Source organism: Pseudomonas citri, assembly GCF_025336485.1.
Classification (GTDB): domain Bacteria; phylum Pseudomonadota; class Gammaproteobacteria; order Pseudomonadales; family Pseudomonadaceae; genus Aquipseudomonas; species Aquipseudomonas citri.
In genome coordinates this window covers 158439-174904 of the sequence record NZ_JAODAB010000002.1, presented here as the reverse complement: position 1 = coordinate 174904, position 16466 = coordinate 158439, and the positions used below count along the sequence as shown (strand labels likewise).

At 62.9% G+C, this 16466-nt stretch carries 16 protein-coding genes; 9 read left to right on the top strand and 7 right to left on the bottom strand.

Translation table 11 applies throughout. The features are described 5' to 3' along the window. The first annotated feature begins 5 nt into the window (after positions 1–5). The gene (locus N4Q37_RS03020) at positions 6–2657 is read left to right on the top strand and encodes a sensor histidine kinase (protein WP_260955202.1); all 2652 of its coding nucleotides are present in this window, start codon (positions 6–8) and stop codon (positions 2655–2657) included. 49 nt (positions 2658–2706) lie between these two features. Beyond that, on the top strand, positions 2707–3393 hold the full coding sequence (locus tag N4Q37_RS03015; RefSeq protein WP_260955201.1) for a response regulator: 687 nt from the start codon (positions 2707–2709) through the stop codon (positions 3391–3393). Between the two features lie 43 nt (positions 3394–3436). Here N4Q37_RS03015 and N4Q37_RS03010 read toward each other — a convergent pair whose 3' ends face one another. Beyond that, the gene (locus N4Q37_RS03010) at positions 3437–4474 is read right to left on the bottom strand and encodes a patatin-like phospholipase family protein (RefSeq protein ID WP_260955198.1); all 1038 of its coding nucleotides are present in this window, start codon (positions 4472–4474) and stop codon (positions 3437–3439) included. Positions 4475–4682: 208 nt separating this feature from the next. Between N4Q37_RS03010 and N4Q37_RS03005 the strand changes: the two genes are divergently transcribed. The 3 genes from N4Q37_RS03005 (at position 4683) to N4Q37_RS02995 (ending at position 6773) form a co-directional block, all read left to right on the top strand. Continuing rightward, complete coding sequence (locus N4Q37_RS03005) at positions 4683–4973, top strand: hypothetical protein (protein WP_260955196.1); 291 nt, start codon at positions 4683–4685, stop codon at positions 4971–4973. A gap of 107 nt (positions 4974–5080) precedes the next feature. Next, positions 5081–5833: a CHAD domain-containing protein gene (locus N4Q37_RS03000; RefSeq protein ID WP_260955194.1), complete on the top strand. Its 753-nt coding sequence runs from the start codon at positions 5081–5083 to the stop codon at positions 5831–5833. 142 nt (positions 5834–5975) lie between these two features. Next, complete coding sequence (locus N4Q37_RS02995) at positions 5976–6773, top strand: acyl-CoA thioesterase (protein ID WP_260955192.1); 798 nt, start codon at positions 5976–5978, stop codon at positions 6771–6773. An 87-nt stretch (positions 6774–6860) separates the two neighbouring features. Here the strand turns inward: N4Q37_RS02995 and N4Q37_RS02990 are convergent, their stop codons facing one another. The 3 genes from N4Q37_RS02990 to N4Q37_RS02980 form a co-directional block, all read right to left on the bottom strand. After that, on the bottom strand, positions 6861–7082 hold the full coding sequence (locus N4Q37_RS02990) for a hypothetical protein (protein WP_260955189.1): 222 nt from the start codon (positions 7080–7082) through the stop codon (positions 6861–6863). A 195-nt stretch (positions 7083–7277) separates the two neighbouring features. Then, on the bottom strand, positions 7278–8759 hold the full coding sequence (locus N4Q37_RS02985; RefSeq protein WP_260955188.1) for a methyl-accepting chemotaxis protein: 1482 nt from the start codon (positions 8757–8759) through the stop codon (positions 7278–7280). Between the two features lie 196 nt (positions 8760–8955). Continuing rightward, complete coding sequence (locus N4Q37_RS02980; protein ID WP_260955186.1) at positions 8956–9762, bottom strand: TatD family hydrolase; 807 nt, start codon at positions 9760–9762, stop codon at positions 8956–8958. A 235-nt stretch (positions 9763–9997) separates the two neighbouring features. On the opposite strand from N4Q37_RS02980, the gene N4Q37_RS02975 reads away from it, so the two are divergent. The 4 genes from N4Q37_RS02975 (at position 9998) to N4Q37_RS02960 (ending at position 12658) form a co-directional block, all read left to right on the top strand. Continuing rightward, positions 9998–11419: an MltF family protein gene (locus N4Q37_RS02975; protein ID WP_260955185.1), complete on the top strand. Its 1422-nt coding sequence runs from the start codon at positions 9998–10000 to the stop codon at positions 11417–11419. 101 nt (positions 11420–11520) lie between these two features. Continuing rightward, complete coding sequence (locus N4Q37_RS02970) at positions 11521–11955, top strand: DoxX family protein (protein WP_260955183.1); 435 nt, start codon at positions 11521–11523, stop codon at positions 11953–11955. A gap of 21 nt (positions 11956–11976) precedes the next feature. Further along, positions 11977–12165, top strand: a complete 189-nt coding sequence (locus tag N4Q37_RS02965; RefSeq protein ID WP_260955182.1) for a hypothetical protein — start codon at positions 11977–11979, stop codon at positions 12163–12165. A 184-nt stretch (positions 12166–12349) separates the two neighbouring features. After that, the gene (locus tag N4Q37_RS02960; RefSeq protein WP_260955181.1) at positions 12350–12658 is read left to right on the top strand and encodes a class I SAM-dependent methyltransferase; all 309 of its coding nucleotides are present in this window, start codon (positions 12350–12352) and stop codon (positions 12656–12658) included. Positions 12659–12728: 70 nt separating this feature from the next. On the opposite strand, the gene greB is transcribed toward N4Q37_RS02960, so the two are convergent. From greB to N4Q37_RS02945, 3 genes are read right to left on the bottom strand one after another with little or no spacing between them, the layout of a single operon-like run. Then, positions 12729–13226, bottom strand: a complete 498-nt coding sequence (gene greB / locus N4Q37_RS02955) for a transcription elongation factor GreB (protein WP_260955180.1) — start codon at positions 13224–13226, stop codon at positions 12729–12731. Between the two features lie 47 nt (positions 13227–13273). After that, positions 13274–15778 (bottom strand): ABC transporter permease, encoded by a 2505-nt coding sequence (locus N4Q37_RS02950; protein WP_260955179.1) that lies wholly within the window; start codon positions 15776–15778, stop codon positions 13274–13276. Then, positions 15778–16461 carry an ABC transporter ATP-binding protein gene (locus N4Q37_RS02945; protein WP_260955178.1) on the bottom strand — a complete coding sequence of 228 codons (684 nt, stop codon included), beginning with the start codon at positions 16459–16461 and terminating at the stop codon, positions 15778–15780. The genes N4Q37_RS02950 and N4Q37_RS02945 overlap by 1 nt, the downstream gene beginning before the upstream one ends. Positions 16462–16466 lie beyond the last annotated feature (5 nt).

Below are 16466 nucleotides of genomic sequence, written 5' to 3'. Positions count from 1 at the left end.
CGAGCATGAGCGACTCCGGCCGCGCCGACGCACTGTTAGCCAATCTGCCCCGCAGCGATCGCGGTCGGCTCAAGGTTTTCCTGGGCGCGGCGCCCGGTGTCGGCAAGACCTTCGCCATGTTGCAGGCGGCCCATGCCCGGATGCGCCAGGGGGTGAAAGTCGTTGCTGGCGTGGTGGAAACCCACGGTCGCAGTGAAACCGAAGCGCTGCTCGGCGGCCTGGCGCAACAGCCGTTGGTGCGTTCGGAGTATCGCGGGGTCATGCTCGAGGAAATGGACCTCGATGGCTTGCTCACTGCCCGGCCCAGTCTGGTCCTGGTGGACGAACTGGCCCACAGCAACGCGCCGGGCAGTCGCCATGCCAAGCGTTGGCAAGACATTCAGGAACTGCTCGCCGCTGGCATCGATGTCTATACCACCGTCAACGTCCAGCACCTGGAAAGCCTCAACGACCAGGTGCGCGGCATCACCGGTGTACAGGTTCGCGAAACGTTGCCGGACTGGGTCCTGCAGGAAGCCGATGAGCTGTTGCTGATCGACCTGCCACCACGGGAACTGCTGGAGCGCTTGCGCGATGGCAAAGTCTACGTGCCGGAACAGGCCCGCGCGGCGATCGATGCGTTTTTCACCCAGACCAACCTGACCGCGCTGCGTGAACTGGCGATGCAGACCGCTGCGGCCCAGGTCGACAATGACCTTGCCCAAGGTTATCGACAGTTGGGCCAGGCGGCACCGGCGGTGCGTGGTCGATTGCTGGTGGGCGTCGACGGGGATCTTCAGGCAGAACGCTTGGTACGTCACGCCAGCCGGGTGGCCCAACGTCGGCATCTGCCCTGGAGCCTGGTGCACGTGGACAACGGCAGCGCCCGGGACGAGCCCTCGCGCCAGCGCTTGCAGAATGCCCAGCAACTGGCCGAGCGCCTGGGTGGGGAAGTGGTGCTGCTGCGGGCCGGCGAGGTCGCGAAAACCTTGATCCAGCACGCCACCGAGCGGCGCGCCACCCTGCTGTTGGTGGGCCAATCGCGGCCGCGGTTGCGCCGACGATGGTTCGGTGGCAGCCTGGCGTCACGCTTGCTGCGCGATGCCCGCGGGCTGGAGATCAACGTGCTGGACAGCGACGAACAGCCTCGTCCGGCCCGTGTGCGCTCGAACACCGTGCAAACCGGCTTCGATTATGTGCTGGCGCTGGTGGCGACCTTGGTGGCCAGCGCATTGGCCTGGGGGATTTCGGGGCTGTTGGCGTTGCCCAATATCTCCCTGGTGTTCTTGATGGCGGTGTTGCTGGTGGCGGTGCGCAGCAGCCTCGGGCCGGCGTTGGCATGCTCGGCGCTGTCGTTCCTGGCTTATGACTTCCTGTTCATCCCACCGAATTTTTCCTTGACCATCCAGCGTGAAGAAGACGTACTGACGCTGGTGTTCTTCCTGCTGATGGCGGCCCTGACCGGCAATCTGGCGGCCCGTCAGCGTCGCCAATTACAAGCCCTGCGCGACACCCAGGAGGAAACTGGCGAATTGCTCGACCTGTCGCGCAAACTCACCGCCGCCACCGACCGCCAGGCCGTCATCAGCGCTGCCGCGCAGCACCTCGATGGCTGGCATGACTTGCAACTGTGCCTGCTCAACCGTGACGGCCAGGCTGGCTGGAAGGTCGAGAGTGGTGAGCCCATGACGTTCACGGAGGCTGAGCGCGCCGCGGCCGATTGGTCCTGGCAGCACGATCAACCAGCCGGCGCTGGCACTGGCACGTTGCCGTCGGGGCGCTGGTGGTGGTGGCCGTTATCGGCGGAGGGCGGGCCGCTGGCGTTGCTCGGGGTATGTCCGAAGGAAGACAAGCCCCTGAGCGGCCAGCGTCGCCGTCTCTTGGCTGCTCTCAGCCAGCCACTGGCCCAGGCATTGGCCCGGGCACAACTGGCCCAGGACCTGGAGGCCGCGCGCCTGCACGGGGAAACCGAACAATTGCGCAGCGCTTTGCTCGCGTCGGTGTCCCACGATTTGCGCACACCGCTGACCGCCATGCGCGGCAGCATCGACAGCCTGTTGGCGCTGGGGGAAGCCATCCCGATGGAGGATCGACGCGAGCTGCTCGAGGGCACCCGTGATGAGGCCGAGCGCCTGGATCGCTACATTCAGAATCTGCTGGACATGACCCGTCTCGGTCACGGCGCCCTGAAACTGGCGCGGGACTGGGTGGCGCCGGCCGATATCGTCGGCAGCGCGCTGAACCGCCTGCGGGCCGTGCTGGCGCCTCTTGCGGTCGGCATCGAGGTGCCCGCCGAGTTGCCCTTGCTGTATGTCCATGCCGCGCTGGTCGAGCAGGCCTTGGTGAACGTGCTGGAAAATGCGGCGCGCTTTTCACCGGCCCACGGGCGGCTGTTGCTGAGTGTCGAGGCCACCGACGACGAGGTGCGGTTTGCCGTTGCCGATGAGGGTCCCGGGATTCCCGAGGAAGAACGGGAGAAAATCTTCGACATGTTCTACACCGCCGCCCGTGGCGATCGAGGCGGGCAGGGTACCGGGCTGGGCCTGGCGATCTGCCAGGGCATGATCGGCGCCCACGGCGGGCGGATCAGCGTCGGCGATGGGCTCGACGGACAGGGTACCCGTATCACCCTGCACTTGCCGTTGCAGGCTCAACCGGGCTTGGAAAATGAAGCTTGAGCGGTTCTGCGTTACTCTCTTTTCCAGTTGATTGCATTGAACGGACCCTATGAGCCAGACCTCGACCCTCCTGGTCATCGACGATGAACCGCAGATCCGCAAATTCCTGCGTATCAGCCTCTCCTCCCAAGGCTATAAGGTGCTGGAAGCCGGTACCGGCACAGAAGGGTTGGCGCAGGCGGCCTTGAGCAAGCCCGACTTGCTGGTGCTCGACCTGGGCCTGCCGGATATGGATGGCCAACAGGTGCTGCGCGAGTTTCGCCAATGGTCGACGGTGCCGGTGCTGGTGCTTTCGGTGCGGGCCAGCGAAGCGCAGAAGGTCGAGGCGCTGGACAACGGTGCCAACGATTACGTGACCAAGCCGTTCGGCATTCAGGAATTCCTGGCGCGTGTCCGCGCCTTGTTGCGCCAGGCCCCGGCGGGCGAGCCCCAGGAAGCCTCGCTGAAATTCGGTCCGCTGACGGTCGACCTGGCGTATCGACGGGTGCTGCTGGATGACACCGAAGTGGCCCTGACCCGCAAGGAATATGCCGTGCTGGCGCAACTGGCGCGGCATCCGGGGCGGGTCATCACCCAGCAGCAACTGCTCAAGGACATCTGGGGACCGACCCACACCGAAGACAGCCATTACCTGCGGATCGTGGTCGGTCACCTGCGCCAGAAACTGGCCGACGACCCGACCCGGCCCCGGTTCATTGTCACCGAGGCGGGGGTGGGGTATCGGTTGTTGGGTTAACCATAAGGTTTAAGCCAAGTGCTGTTGTGGTGAGAAACCCTGCTCAGTTCTGCTCGTTCTCATACCGATCCAAAGTATCGCAGGCAATCTGCCGCCCCAACGCGATCAGCTCCGGCGCCTTGTAGAACTCAAAGAACCGGCACACCCGCTTCGGCACGTTGATCAGCACGTCCGGCGGGTAACCGGCGATCTTGTACTGGGCCAGCGAGGTTTGCATCACCTCGAAGCTCTGGTTGATCAAGTCCAGCAACGAGGCCGGCCCGACGTTGTCGATGATGAACGAACCGGTGGCCGATTTCGGTGCCCCGTCGGCCTCAGGCGCAGCGGCCGGTTGTTGTCCTTCGGGTTCGGCCGACTCGATCCATGGGCTGATCTCGGCGGCTTCGGCCTTCAAGGCTTCCTGCTCCAGCAGCAGCAACTGCTCGGCCTGTTTGCGACGAAACGGCAGGCGCGAACCCAAGGAGCTGACCAGGGTATCGAAGCGGCGCCGGAACGCCGCAGGACGCGGGATCTCCGGCAGTGCGTACTGTTTCTGGTTGGTGGCGTTGAGGTTGACTGCGATGATCAGGTCGCAATGGCTCGACACCACGGGCACGATTGGCAGGGGGTTGAGCAGACCGCCATCCACGAGCATCCGGTTGCCTTGCATGACGGGTGTGAACAGGCTGGGGATTGCCGCCGAGGCCCGCATCGCCTGGTGCAGGCAGCCCTCCTGGAACCAGATTTCCTGCTGGTTGGTCAGGTCGGTCGCGACGGCCGTGTAGGGAATGCGCAAGTCTTCGATGTTGAGTTCGCCGACGATCTTGCGGATCTGCCCGAAGACTTTTTCCCCACGAATCGCCCCTAGGCGAAAGCTGACGTCCACCAGCCGCAGGACATCCAGATAGTCGAGGCTTTCGATCCAGTTGCGATAGTCATCGAGCTTGCCGGCGGCGTAGATCCCACCCACGACGGCACCCATGGAGCAACCGGCGATGCAGGCGATGTCATAGCCGCGTCGTTCGATTTCCTCGATTACCCCGATGTGGGCGTAGCCCCGGGCGCCGCCCGAACCCAATACCAATGCCACACGTTTTGTCATGAGCCGGCCTCTTGTCGATCAGGTTCAACAATGCACCCATCGACGGCCCGGCTCAATCGTTGCGGCACAAGCGTCGTTTTTTGACACGTCGGGGTGGCATTTGCGTATTCTCGTCCACACTTGAATAGAGGCGGTCTGGCCAAGGCACTTTTTGTCGGCGGGACCGTCTTATCAGCACGACTGTTTTACCTGACTTGAGGTGTAATCGATGAAAGCCCGGATTTGCCTACCCTTGGTGGCATCCCTGATGGTCCTGACCCTGGCCGGTTGCGCAGGCAAGACCGCTTACCGTGACAGTTGCGGCAGCCAGCTCGACAGTGCCTGGCATGAACTGGACCTGGCCAAGGCCGAAGGCTTCGCCGGGACCGTCAGCTACTCCAAGGCCTTGTCGCTGTTGACCGGCGCCAAAACCCAGCAGCAGTTCGAGGCATTTGAAGGCTGCACCCGCAAAGCCGAGAAGGCACGCTTCTATATTCGCGAATCCCGCGCAGGGCGATAAGGACAAAAGCAGCGGCAAGCTACAAGCTTCGAGCTGCAAGAGGGGGGCATCGCTTCTCACTTGCAGCTCGAAGCTTGTAGCTTGCAACTGCGTACGGAGTGCGCCCCATGATCGATCGTCTGGTGGCCCGGATAGTGGGCCTGCAAGTGCGGCTGCTGGCGTGTCAGGCACGCCTGAATGCCAATACCGACAGCGAAGCGCTGCATGACCTGCGTACCACGGTGCGCCGTTTGCGCAGCTTGTTGCGTCCGTTGCGCGGATTACCTGGTGTCGAGCAACTGGAAGCCGCCGCTTCCGCAGTGGGAGCCCTGACCACGCCTTTGCGTGATCGGGAAGTGTTGGCGGCGTATCTTGAGCTGCACGGCCAGACAGAAGCGGCCCAGTGGCGTCGGGTGCAGATGACCGACGCCTATCCCGCGGTGGCCGGTAGTCCTGAGTTGGCCCACCTGCTGATGATCCTCGACGCGTTCCCCCGTTTCGTGCGCGCCGCCCAACGCGAAGGGCTGCTCAAGCGATTGCGCAAGCGCATTGAAAAGCGCCTGGACAAACAATGGAAAAAACTCGGCGAAGCCTTGCGTGATCCGGCGCACGACCGCCACCGCTTGCGGTTGTTGATCAAGCGCGTGCGCTACGCCATGGAAGCCTATCCCGAGCTCGACCGCCTGCCCGAAGCGGCGATGCCCCGCCTCAAGTCCGCCCAAGGCGCGCTGGGTGACTGGCACGATTGCTGGCAGTGGCTGGTCCGGGCCAAGGAAGAAGCCGATCTGCAACCGTGCGTGTCGACCTGGCAGGTTGCGATGGAGAAGGCCGAGGCCAAGTCTGACAAAGTGCTCGACAAGCTGCTTGGCAGTTGCTTCTAACGAAGCTTGAACCCACCGCTGGGTGGGGCGACGTCAGAAACCGCGGCCTATCTGTCAGCCTCTTTGGCCAGAATGAACCCTGTGCCACCCACCCGAGCTGGGTAAGATCCCTTCATCCTTTTCCTCTGTTTTCGAGGTCGCCATGCGCTTTTCCGATTTGATCGATGCCGTGCGTCACCAGCCAGGCGCTGTCACCATCGCGCCTGAGTGGGGCCAGGGCCGGGCGAGTTTTGGCGGGGTGGTGGCGGCGCTGCAATACGAGGCGATGCGTGCCCAGGTGCCAGCAGATCGTCCGGTGCGCTCGTTGGCGATCACCTTCGTAGGTCCGGTGGAACCCGATGTGCCGGTCAGTTTCGACGTCGAGGTCGTGCGTGAAGGCAAGGCGGTGAGCCAGGTGTTGGGGCGCGCGGTGCAGAACGGTCAGGTGGTGACCGTGGTGCAGGGCAGTTTCGGGGCGTCGCGTTCCTCCGTGGTGGCGGTACCGGCCGATCCCGCGCCTGAGTTCAAACCCGTGGAACAGTGCCAGGAATTGCCCTATGTCAAGGGCGCCACCCCGGAGTTCATGCGGCACCTGGCGCTGTGCTGGAGCGTCGGCGGTTTGCCGTTCACCGGCAACAAATCCCGGCGCATGGGCGGTTGGGTACGCTTGCGCGGCGACGTCAAGGAAGAGCCGTTGAACGAGGCCCATATCCTGGCGCTGGTGGATGCCTGGCCGCCGGCTCTGTTACCGCATCTCACGCAAATGGCCCCGGGCAGCACGCTGACCTGGACCATTGAGTTCGTCCAGCCCTTGCTGGCGCTCAGCACGCTGGACTGGTGTAAATACCTGGCTGAAATCGAGCATGCCCAGGATGGCTACGGCCACGTCGCCGCGAAGTTCTGGAGTGTCGATGGCCGCTTGATTGCCATGAGCCGGCAGACGGTGACGATCTTCGGCTAGGCTCTGCACGAAAAGCCTTGATACTCGTTCATGCTGCGTTGAAAACAGCCTCGCCTGACCTTCGTCTCAAGACTTTTCGTACAGAGCCTAAGGCGCCTCATGATCGTGGCGCTGAAGCCCGAGTGCCGCGATCACGCTGATGATGCCGATGGCGATATCCGCCAGGTTCGAGCTGAACACCCCCAACACCATCAGCAGGCAGGCGATGATCAACAGCGGTACGGCGATCAGCAGCGAGGTGGACGGGTGATGATGGCCTGGAAGAAGGCGCCATTGCCAGGCTGCGGGGTTGAGATGACGTTTGCCCATGATGCTGTTCCTTGGATGAAACCGAATAACCCAAGGATAGGTCCGGCCGGGCGGTGCGGCGAATCGTGGATGGCTATTGACGCGATAGGCGACCAAAAAGGCTTTTAGCTTTGTGGCGAGGGGATAAATCCCCCCGCCACAAAGCCTAGTCATTGCAGGACAGCGCAGCGGCCACTCCCTCGCCACAAAACTGTTCTAAAGCTTGAGTTGACCAATCGCCTGATTCAGTTCCCCCGCCAATGTCGCCAATTCGTGACTGGTGGTGGCCGAGTCCACCGTCTGGCGCACGGTGTCTTCCGTGACGTCGCGAATACTCACCACCGCCCGGTTCATTTCCTCGGCAACATGGCTTTGCTGCTCGGCCGCGACGGCGATCTGGGTGTTGCTCTCGCGCATTTGTGCCACCGCTGCGGTGATCTGTGCCAGTGCCTCGCCGGCCTCGCGGGCCTGCTGTACGCAATCGTCGGCCTTGTACGAACTTTCCTGCATGAAATCCACGGCGTCACGGGTTCCGGCCTGGAGGGCAGAAACCATGGTGGTGATTTCATCGGTCGAGGTCTGCACCCGCTTGGCCAGGTTACGTACTTCATCGGCCACCACCGCAAAGCCCCGGCCCATTTCCCCGGCCCGCGCTGCTTCGATTGCCGCGTTGAGGGCGAGCAGGTTGGTTTGCTCGGCAATGCTGTGGATGACGTTGACCACGCCGTTGATCTTCTGGCTGTCTTCGGCCAGGCGCTGGATCATCCCAGCGGTCTGTTGCACGCCGGTGGAAAGCCCTGTGATCGATTGCTGCACGCGGCTGACCACCTCGCGGCCGTTGCCCGCCAGCGTGTCAGCGGTTTGCGACAAGTCGCGCGTGGCACCGGCATGCTGGGCGATGTGATGAACCGTGGCGGTCATCTCGTTGATAGCCGTGGCGGCCTGATCGGTTTCGCTTTGCTGGCCGAGCATGCCATGGCGCACATCGTTCATGCTCGACGCCAGGCGCGCCGCTCCGCCGTCCAGTTGCCGTGCGGTGCTGGCGACCGTGTCGACTACCCGTTGATAACCGGCCTGCATGGCGTTGAACGCTGCTGCCATCTGACCCACCTCGTCCCGGCAGGCCAAGGGCACGCGGGCGGACAAGTCACCGGTTTTTTCCACATGCAGCATCACGTCCTTCAAGGTGTTGAGCTGGCTGAGCAAAAAACGGATCAACAGTTGCGATGCGCCGAGCATGGCCAGCATCAGCACGAAAACCGCCGCCGCGTATTGCCCGAAGCGCTCGCCGAACACCTGGCCCAGGCTTGCGCCGTGGGCCAGCACGGCGAGTGGCTGGCCGTCGCTTCGACGGATTACTTCGGCTCCCACGACAGGGTTGTCGCCGAACAAGGATGCCGTGTTGAGGTCGACCCAGCCGTCGGCCTGCGCCAGAGAGGGCAGCGGCTGCTCGTTGAACACCGGAACCTGTCCGCGTTGCCAGGCCAGCAAGTCGTTGGCTTTAGGCAATGGTTGGCCTACGGGCCACGCACTGAGCAACCGTGCCTGGGCCTGGGCATTCGCCTGGGCCAGTTGGTTGCGCGCATGCTGTTCCAGGTGCACGGCGTAGAGCACCAACAGCAGGGTTGTGACGAAGGCGACAGCATTGACCGCCCAGAATTTGTACTTCAGTGAGATATTGCTAAGCCAGGCACCCATGGAAGGTCTTCTCTGATAGCGGAAACAGTTTGGCAAGGTGCCATTATTCTGCCGCTACTCAGGTGCCGGGATTTTGATGTGGATCAACGGACAACACGGGGCCCTTGGCTTTGACCTGGTTTAACTGACACAAACACCGCCTTGTGGCAGCAAACTTTGCTCCCACAAGGATTGAACCTCGTATGGACGCATTTGTTCAGGATACCGAGGGCAACCCGAAAAACGCCCGGGCGCAGGCGCTGGTATGGGCTGCCAGATCCTCCTGGGTTTCGCCCCGGTGCGTGGCGATTTCGCGCAGGACCTCTGTGAGAAAGGCTGGTTCGTTTCGACCGTTCTTGGGTTTGGGCCGTAGTGTGCGTGGCAGCAGGTACGGCGCGTCGCTTTCGAGCATCAGCCGACCGCGGGGGATTTCGCGCACCAGGGGATGCAGGTGCGTGCCCCGGCGCTCGTCGCAGATCCAGCCGGTGATGCCGATGTGCAAGTCCAGGTCGAGGTAATTGAACAGTGCTTTTTTTTCACCGGTGAAGCAGTGCACCACAGCCGCCGGCAACTGGTCGCGAAAATCCCGGAGGATTTCCAGCAGGCGTTGGTCGGCGTCCCGCTCATGAAGAAAGACCGGCAATTGCAACGCCGCCGCCAGGGCGAGGTGCTCCTCCAGGACCTTTTCCTGTTGCGGGCGAGGGGAGAAGTCCCGATTGAAATCCAGGCCGCATTCCCCCACGGCGCGGACCCGGTCCTGCAGCAGCAGATCCTTGAGATGCCTGGCGCTGTCGGCAGTCCATTCGCTTGCGCTGTGAGGATGGATGCCGGCGGTGCAAAACAGCCGTTCTGCGCTGTCGTCGAGCTGTTGGCACAGCTCCAGTGCCTGCTCGCTGCCCTCGATGCTGGTGCCGGTCAAGACCAGTTGGCAGACCCCCGCCTCGAAGGCGCGCTCGAGCACCGCCCGGTGTTTGTCGGCGAAACTGGGGTTGGTCAGGTTGACGCCGATATCGATGAGTTGCATGGTGCTACCTCGGCCCAAAGGCCGGAAAGCATATCAGAGCTGTAGATTTATAAGAAAAGCCAAGAACTACAACGGGTTGAGGCTGTCTGTTGAGGCCGTGCCGCAAGTCGGGTTGGTATAACGGCACGCGTTGTGCCAGTCTTGCGCACTTTTTCAGCGCCCCAGGTGCTCTGTTTCTGTCGATCCCGCCCCATTTTTCAAGGCAGCGGTCAGCAGTCGTCCTTCCGGAGAGTGGATGACACGTTCCCAGGTGTTACTACTGTTGTGTTGTTCGCTGTGGTTGCCAACGCCGGTAGAAGCGCGGCTGCCCGGACCGGTGCAGGCCGTGGCACCGGGTACGGTGCGCGACTTGGCGCAGATCCGCAGCAGCCGGGTGCTGAACGTACTGGTCAACCAGAGCCGCAACAGTTCCGGCGAAGTTCAGGGGCAGCCCATCGGCGTCGAGTACCATCGCCTGCGGGCGTTCGAGCAATACCTCAACGGCCATGCCCGCGATGGCCAGGAAATCACCCTCAAGATCATTCCCAAGGCCAAGGACCAGTTGCTTGGCGCTTTGCAGCGGGGCGAGGGGGATCTGGTGGCGCCCGGGGAATTGCTCGAACCCCAGGCCGGGCATGCGGTCAGCGCCAGTGATCCGATCCGCACCGATGTGCCGTTGTTGCTGGTGGGCATCAAGGGCGAGAAGCGCTACACCCGTGTGGAACAGTTGTCCGGCAAGACCCTGGCCCTGCCTAATGGCAGTGTGGCTGGGGATGCGGTGGGCCAGATCAACCAGAAACTGGCCCTGCTCAAGCTGCCACCCGTGAAGATCGAATGGGTTGACCCCACGCTGGCCGTGGAGGATGTGTTGGAGATGGTCCAGGGCGGGATTTATCACCTGACCATCGTCGAGCAACCCATTGCCGAGCGCTGGGGCAAGATCCTTCCCAAGCTGCGCTTTGACCGTCAGTTGTTGATCGGCGAGCCGAGCGACGAGTATTGGTTCGTGCGTCGCGACGCCGCCATGCTGCGAGCGAGCGTTGACCGCTTCCTCGCGACCTACAAGGTGCCGGCCAACCAGGACGCGGATTTCCTGCGTATCTACCGTCGCTTGTACCAGGTTCACTACCCGCTGGCCCGGGCCGACCGCCAACGCCTGGAGAAACTGCGCCCGGTGCTGCAAAAACATGCCGAGGCCCAGGGCATGGATTGGCTCAACCTGGCGGCACTGGCTTTCAAGGAGTCGGCCTTGCAGCCCACCGCACGCAACGGCGGCGGCCCGACCGGGTTGATGCAGATCACTCCGTCGGCGGCCCAGCGGGTCGGGGTCGATAACATCCAGAACCTGGATGGCAACGTCCAGGCCGGGGCGAAATACCTGGCATTGATCCGTCGCAAGTTCTTTGCCAGCCCCAAGCTCAACGAGCGCGAGCGCATGGCCTTCGTCCTGGCCGCCTACAACATGGGGCCTGAGCGCGTCCAAGGCATGCGTGCCGAGGCGCGACGGCGCGGCTTGAACCCTAACCAGTGGTTTTTCCAGGTCGAGCGCATCGCCATGGAGCAGGTAGGAATGAATGCCGTCAGCTACGTTAATAGTGTGAACAAATACTATCTGGCGTTTGATCGTGAGCGAGAGTCGTTGGAACCGAGGGGACAGAAGGTTGCATCACGCAAGTGATCGAATAAACTGATTGGTATTACGGATTTTTTCCGCTTTTAACATGAGTTTTATTGATTAGTATAGCGACCAACCCAACCTAATCCCAAGGAATGCACGCTATGAGCACTTTCATCAACAAAATCCTCACCACTCGCGCTGGCTATGGTTTGACGGTTCTGCGCATCGCGGTAGGCATCATTTTCGCGGCCCACGGTTCGCAGAAACTCTTCGGTCTGTTCGGTGGCTACGGCTTGGCGGGGACCGCGCAGTGGATGGAAAGCATCGGCCTGACCCCGGGTTACCTGATGGCGGTGCTGGCCGGTGGCACCGAGTTTTTTGCTGGCCTGGCCTTGATCATCGGCCTGTTGGCTCGCCCGGCAGCGCTGGGCTTGGCTTTCCTGTCGCTGGTGGCGATTTTCTCGGTGCATATCGGTAACGGTTTGTTCATGGCCAACAATGGTTATGAATTTGCCCTGGCCTTGTTGGCGGGTAGCGTTGCGGTGCTGATCGAGGGGGGCGGTAAGTTGTCGGTTGATCGGGCTATTGCGGGGTGATTGCCTAGGAACGTGTGGTAAATGCCCGAGGAAAAGGCGCTTCTTTTGAAAATGAAGGAGGCGCCTTTTTTTGTGGGGTTTGGAGGGGGGGTATATCCGTTTTTGTGGGCACGGCTGCTGGCGGTTCCGATGACGTCAACCCAGACACCGCAAAACCCGTGGCGAGGGAGCTTGAAGAACAGTTTTATTTCGAATGGCAGCTATTCTTGACACTGTCCGGTCCGCTTCTCTAGGATGCTGCCCATGCGCCGATTTAAACAGCTACTTGCGGGGCGCCAGGTGACTCTCTCGTCGCCGACAGAAGCCAGGAACGGGCTTCGAAATACCGCTAAAGCGCTGGCTCGGTGTTGCCTCTCACCTGCCATGCAGACTTTTGAGGCAGAGACACGACACGATGAATGCACCCAGCCCCCTTGTACGTCTTGCGCCAATCACGGCGAACCTTACACAACGCAACCCGAAAATTCTCCTGGGGGGCACCCACCAGCCAACGCTGTTGCGGTATCTCGACGGCTGGCCGCGTCGCAATCACGGCCCCGCAGCGTTCCTGATCCAGTTTGTCGAAGACGGTGAGTCCCTGGCTCGCTTTGCCAATGACAGTTTCGACCTGGCCGTTATCCAGTCCCCCAGCGCGGCGGACGCTCCTGAAGTGATCCGGCAGTTGACCCGCGTCGCCCGGCAAGGGCTGATTACACGCCGTTGAGGTGCTGCGGTTCAGGGATGCGGTTTAGGGGAGGGCGCCGGCGGGTGTGCTTGCCGTTCAAGGCGCTGGATTACGAATACGCAATGTCGACGATGTAGACCCGCTTCTCTCCCGTCGGCGTCTGGACCCGTACTTCGGCATCCAGGGCCTTGCCTACCAGGGCTCGCGCCAGCGGCGAGTCAATGCTGATCAGGTTCTGCTTCAAGTCCAGTTCGTCTGGGCCGACGATGCGATAACGGGCTTCTTTGCCGTCCTCGTCTTCGACGGTGACCCAGGCGCCAAAATAGACTTTGTTCGGGTCGCTGGGTTTCTCACTCACCACTTTGAGCGCTTCGAGGCGCTTGGTGAGGAAGCGTACGCGGCTGTCGATCTCGCGCAGCATTTTCTTGCCATAAGTATATTCGGCGTTTTCCGAGCGATCCCCTTGGGCCGCCGCCTCGCTGACCGCCTGGGTCACCTGAGGGCGGCGCACATGCCACAGTTCATGGAATTCAGCGCGCATCCGCGCTTCACCTTCGGGGGTGATCAGCGCGGTACCGGCGGTGCGGGGTGGGCGATAACGGCTCATGGCAATTTCTTATGGCAATTTCTTGTAGTAGCGAAGCCGAAAGTCTATCAACCCTCACGCAATACTGTCAGCGGGCTCGCGTTCAGCGCTCGGCGGGTACCAAACACTCCGGCCGAGCCGATCAGCAACGCGCCCACCAGCGGCAATGCCAGCAGCCATGGATGCGGGTGCCAGGGCAGGTCGAAGGCATAGCGATAGAGCACCAGGCTCACCAGCTCGCTACCCAGGGCGGCAAGCAGGCCGCTGACCGCGCCCAGCAGGCCGAACTCGATGCGACGGGCCTTGACTAGCAGCGGCCGTTCGGCGCCCAGGGCGCGCAATAACGCGCCCTGGCGAATCCGCTCGTCGAGGGTCGCCTGCAGGCCGGAAAACAGCACGGCCATGCCGGCCGCCAGGACAAACAGCAACACGTATTCCACGGCCAGGGTCACCTGGGCCAGGATGCTGCGCAGTTGTTCGAGCAGGGCTTCGACTTGCAGGATGGTCACCGCCGGGAAGGCTCGGGACAGCTCGACGATCTGCAGGTCATGGCCCGGCGCCAGATAGAAACTGGTGAGGTAGGTGGCGGGCAGGTCCTTCAAGGTGCCGGGCTGGAAGATCATGAAGAAGTTGGGTTGGAAGTTGTCCCAGTTGATCTCCCGCAGGCTGGTGACCTTCGCTTCCCGATTGACGCCGCCGACGCTGAAGACCAGGCGATCGCCCAGCTTGATCTGGAGGTTTTCGGCTACTTTGCCTTCCACCGAGACCCCTGGAATATCGTCCGCTGCCTGTTGCGGCCACCAGTTCCCGGCCGTGACGACGTTCCCTTCTGGCAGATCTGCGGCCCAGGTCAGGCTCAGGTCGCGTTGCAGCGCCCGGTCGCCGGCCGAGTCCTTGGTGACGAATTCCGTGGCCGGCTCGCCGTTGATGCTGATCAGGCGTCCGGGGACCACCGGGTAGAGCGGGGCTGACTGAGCCGATAATGCCAGCAGCTTGTCGGTGAAGGCCTGCTTGTCGTTGGGCAGGATGTTCAAGGCGAAATAGTTCGGGGCATTTTTCGGCAATTGGTTCTGCCAGGTGTCCAGCAACTCTCCGCGCAGCAGCGCAATCAATGCCATGGACAGCAGGATCAGGCCGAATGCCAGCGCCTGGCCGGCCGCCGCCAGGGGATGGCGCAGCAGTTGGCCGAGACCCAGCCGCCAGGGCAGCGACGCGCGGGCCAGCAGGCGACGCAGGCTGCGGAGCATGACCAGCAACAGGCCACCGAGCACCAGGGCGGCAATGACACCGCCACCGAGCAGGGCGAAGGTCAGCACCAGGTCCAGGCTCAGGCGCCACATGATCAGGCCCAGGGCGCCCAATGCGGCGCCATAGACCATCCAGGTGCTGGACGGGATTGGCAGCAGGTCCCGGCGCAGCACGCGTAACGGCGGCACCCGGCCCAATGCGGCCAGCGGCGGCAGGGCGAACCCGGCCAGTGCGACCAGCCCGGTGCCGATCCCGGCGACGGCGGGCAGCCATCCTCCCGGCGGTACCGTGGTGGGCAACAGGTCATGCAACAAGGCGAACAGCCCCAGCTGGGCGACCCAGCCGAGCAGGGCGCCGCAGAGGCTGGCCAAAAGTCCCAGCACGGCCAATTGCAGGCTGAACAGCACCAGGGTTTCCCGGCGGGAAAGCCCCAGGCAACGGAGCAGGGCGCTTGCATCGAAGCGTCGGCTGGCGAAACGGTTGGCCGAGAGGGCGACGGCGACGCCGGACAACAGCACTGCCACCAGACTGGCCATGTTCAGGTAACGCTCGGCCTTGCCCAGGGCGCCGCCGATTTGCCGGTTGCCATCACGGGCATCCTGCAGGCGCTGGTGGGCCTCCAGGCCCGGCTTGATCAGGTCGCGATAGGTTTGCAGTGCGGGCGCTGGCCCGCGCCACAGGTCGCGATAGCTGACCCGGCTGCCGGGTTGCACCACGCCAGTGGCTTCCAGGTCCTTGAGATTGATCAGGACGCGAGGGGTAAGGCTGTAGAAGTTACCGGCGCGATCCGGCTCGTAGGTCAGGACGCGGCTCAAGCGTAGCGTCTGGTTGCCGACGTCGATGCTGTCGCCGATCTTGAGGTCCAGTGCCGTCAACAGGCGCGCTTCGACCCAGGCTTCGCCAGGGTTCGGGCGTCCGCCGGGCTGCTCCGGGGCGAACGGCGCCGGGGCGCTCTTGAGCTCGCCACGCAATGGGTAGGCCTCGTCGGCGGCCTTGACGCTGGAGAGCTGGATGCCATTGTCGGTGGCCACGACGCTGGAAAATTCGACGACCCGGGCATGTTCCAGGCCCAGCTCCGTGCCGCTGCGGATCTGTTCGGGGCGGGCGGGCGAGCTGCCTTCGAGCAGCAGGTCGGCACCGAGGAATTCGGTAGCGCGCATCATCATCGCGCCGTTGAGGCGGGCCCCGAAATAACCGATGGCGGTACTCGCCGCCACCGCCACCAGCAAGGCGAAGAACAACACCCGCAACTCACCGGCGCGAGCGTCGCGCAACAATTGGCGGACAGCGAGACTGAACAGGCGCAACAGCGGCAAGCGTGCCATCAAGGCTCCAGGGGCGCGACCATCTGGCCGGCTTCAAGTCGGATCAGGCGCCGGCAGCGATGGGCCAGGCGTTCATCATGGGTGACCAGCACCAGGGTGGTGCCGCGTTCCTTGTTCAGGTCGAACAGTAGGTCGCTGATCCGCTCGCCGGTATGGCTGTCGAGGTTGCCGGTGGGTTCGTCGGCAAACAGCACGTCGGGTTCGGCGGCGAAAGCACGGGCAATGGCCACGCGTTGCTGCTCACCGCCGGAGAGCTGGCGCGGTGAATGGGTCAGGCGCTGGCCCAGGCCGACACGCTGCAACAGTTGCGTGGCGCGCTCACGGGCATCCTTGCGGCCGTCGAGCTCCAGCGGCAGCATGACGTTTTCCAGCGCATTGAGGCTGTCGAGCAGTTGGAACGACTGGAAGACAAAACCCACATGCTCGGCGCGGATCCGCGCCCGCTGGTCTTCATCCAGTGTGCTGAGGGCCTGGCCGGCGAGCGTCACTTCGCCCCCGCTGGGCAGGTCGAGGCCGGCCAGCAGGCCCAGCAGGGTGGATTTGCCGGAGCCGGACGCGCCGACGATGGCCAGGCTGTCGCCTTTGTTCAGTTCCAGGCTGAGTTCGTGCAGGATGGTCAGTTCACCTTCCGCGCTGGGAACCACTTTGCTAAGGTCCGTCGCGGTGAGAATGCTTGAGCCCATGGAGA

Bases quoted from the DNA above. Each gene is read 5' to 3' on its own strand.
- N4Q37_RS03020 (WP_260955202.1), top strand. From the start codon at position 6: ATGAGCGACTCCGGCCGCGCCGACGCACTGTTAGCCAATCTGCCCCGC.
- N4Q37_RS03015 (WP_260955201.1), top strand. From the start codon at position 2,707: ATGAGCCAGACCTCGACCCTCCTGGTCATCGACGATGAACCGCAGATC.
- N4Q37_RS03010 (WP_260955198.1), bottom strand. From the start codon at position 4,474: ATGACAAAACGTGTGGCATTGGTATTGGGTTCGGGCGGCGCCCGGGGC.
- N4Q37_RS03005 (WP_260955196.1), top strand. From the start codon at position 4,683: ATGAAAGCCCGGATTTGCCTACCCTTGGTGGCATCCCTGATGGTCCTG.
- N4Q37_RS03000 (WP_260955194.1), top strand. From the start codon at position 5,081: ATGATCGATCGTCTGGTGGCCCGGATAGTGGGCCTGCAAGTGCGGCTG.
- N4Q37_RS02995 (WP_260955192.1), top strand. From the start codon at position 5,976: ATGCGCTTTTCCGATTTGATCGATGCCGTGCGTCACCAGCCAGGCGCT.
- N4Q37_RS02990 (WP_260955189.1), bottom strand. From the start codon at position 7,082: ATGGGCAAACGTCATCTCAACCCCGCAGCCTGGCAATGGCGCCTTCTT.
- N4Q37_RS02985 (WP_260955188.1), bottom strand. From the start codon at position 8,759: ATGGGTGCCTGGCTTAGCAATATCTCACTGAAGTACAAATTCTGGGCG.
- N4Q37_RS02980 (WP_260955186.1), bottom strand. From the start codon at position 9,762: ATGCAACTCATCGATATCGGCGTCAACCTGACCAACCCCAGTTTCGCC.
- N4Q37_RS02975 (WP_260955185.1), top strand. From the start codon at position 9,998: ATGACACGTTCCCAGGTGTTACTACTGTTGTGTTGTTCGCTGTGGTTG.
- N4Q37_RS02970 (WP_260955183.1), top strand. From the start codon at position 11,521: ATGAGCACTTTCATCAACAAAATCCTCACCACTCGCGCTGGCTATGGT.
- N4Q37_RS02965 (WP_260955182.1), top strand. From the start codon at position 11,977: ATGCCCGAGGAAAAGGCGCTTCTTTTGAAAATGAAGGAGGCGCCTTTT.
- N4Q37_RS02960 (WP_260955181.1), top strand. From the start codon at position 12,350: ATGAATGCACCCAGCCCCCTTGTACGTCTTGCGCCAATCACGGCGAAC.
- greB (WP_260955180.1), bottom strand. From the start codon at position 13,226: ATGAGCCGTTATCGCCCACCCCGCACCGCCGGTACCGCGCTGATCACC.
- N4Q37_RS02950 (WP_260955179.1), bottom strand. From the start codon at position 15,778: ATGGCACGCTTGCCGCTGTTGCGCCTGTTCAGTCTCGCTGTCCGCCAA.
- N4Q37_RS02945 (WP_260955178.1), bottom strand. From the start codon at position 16,461: ATGGGCTCAAGCATTCTCACCGCGACGGACCTTAGCAAAGTGGTTCCC.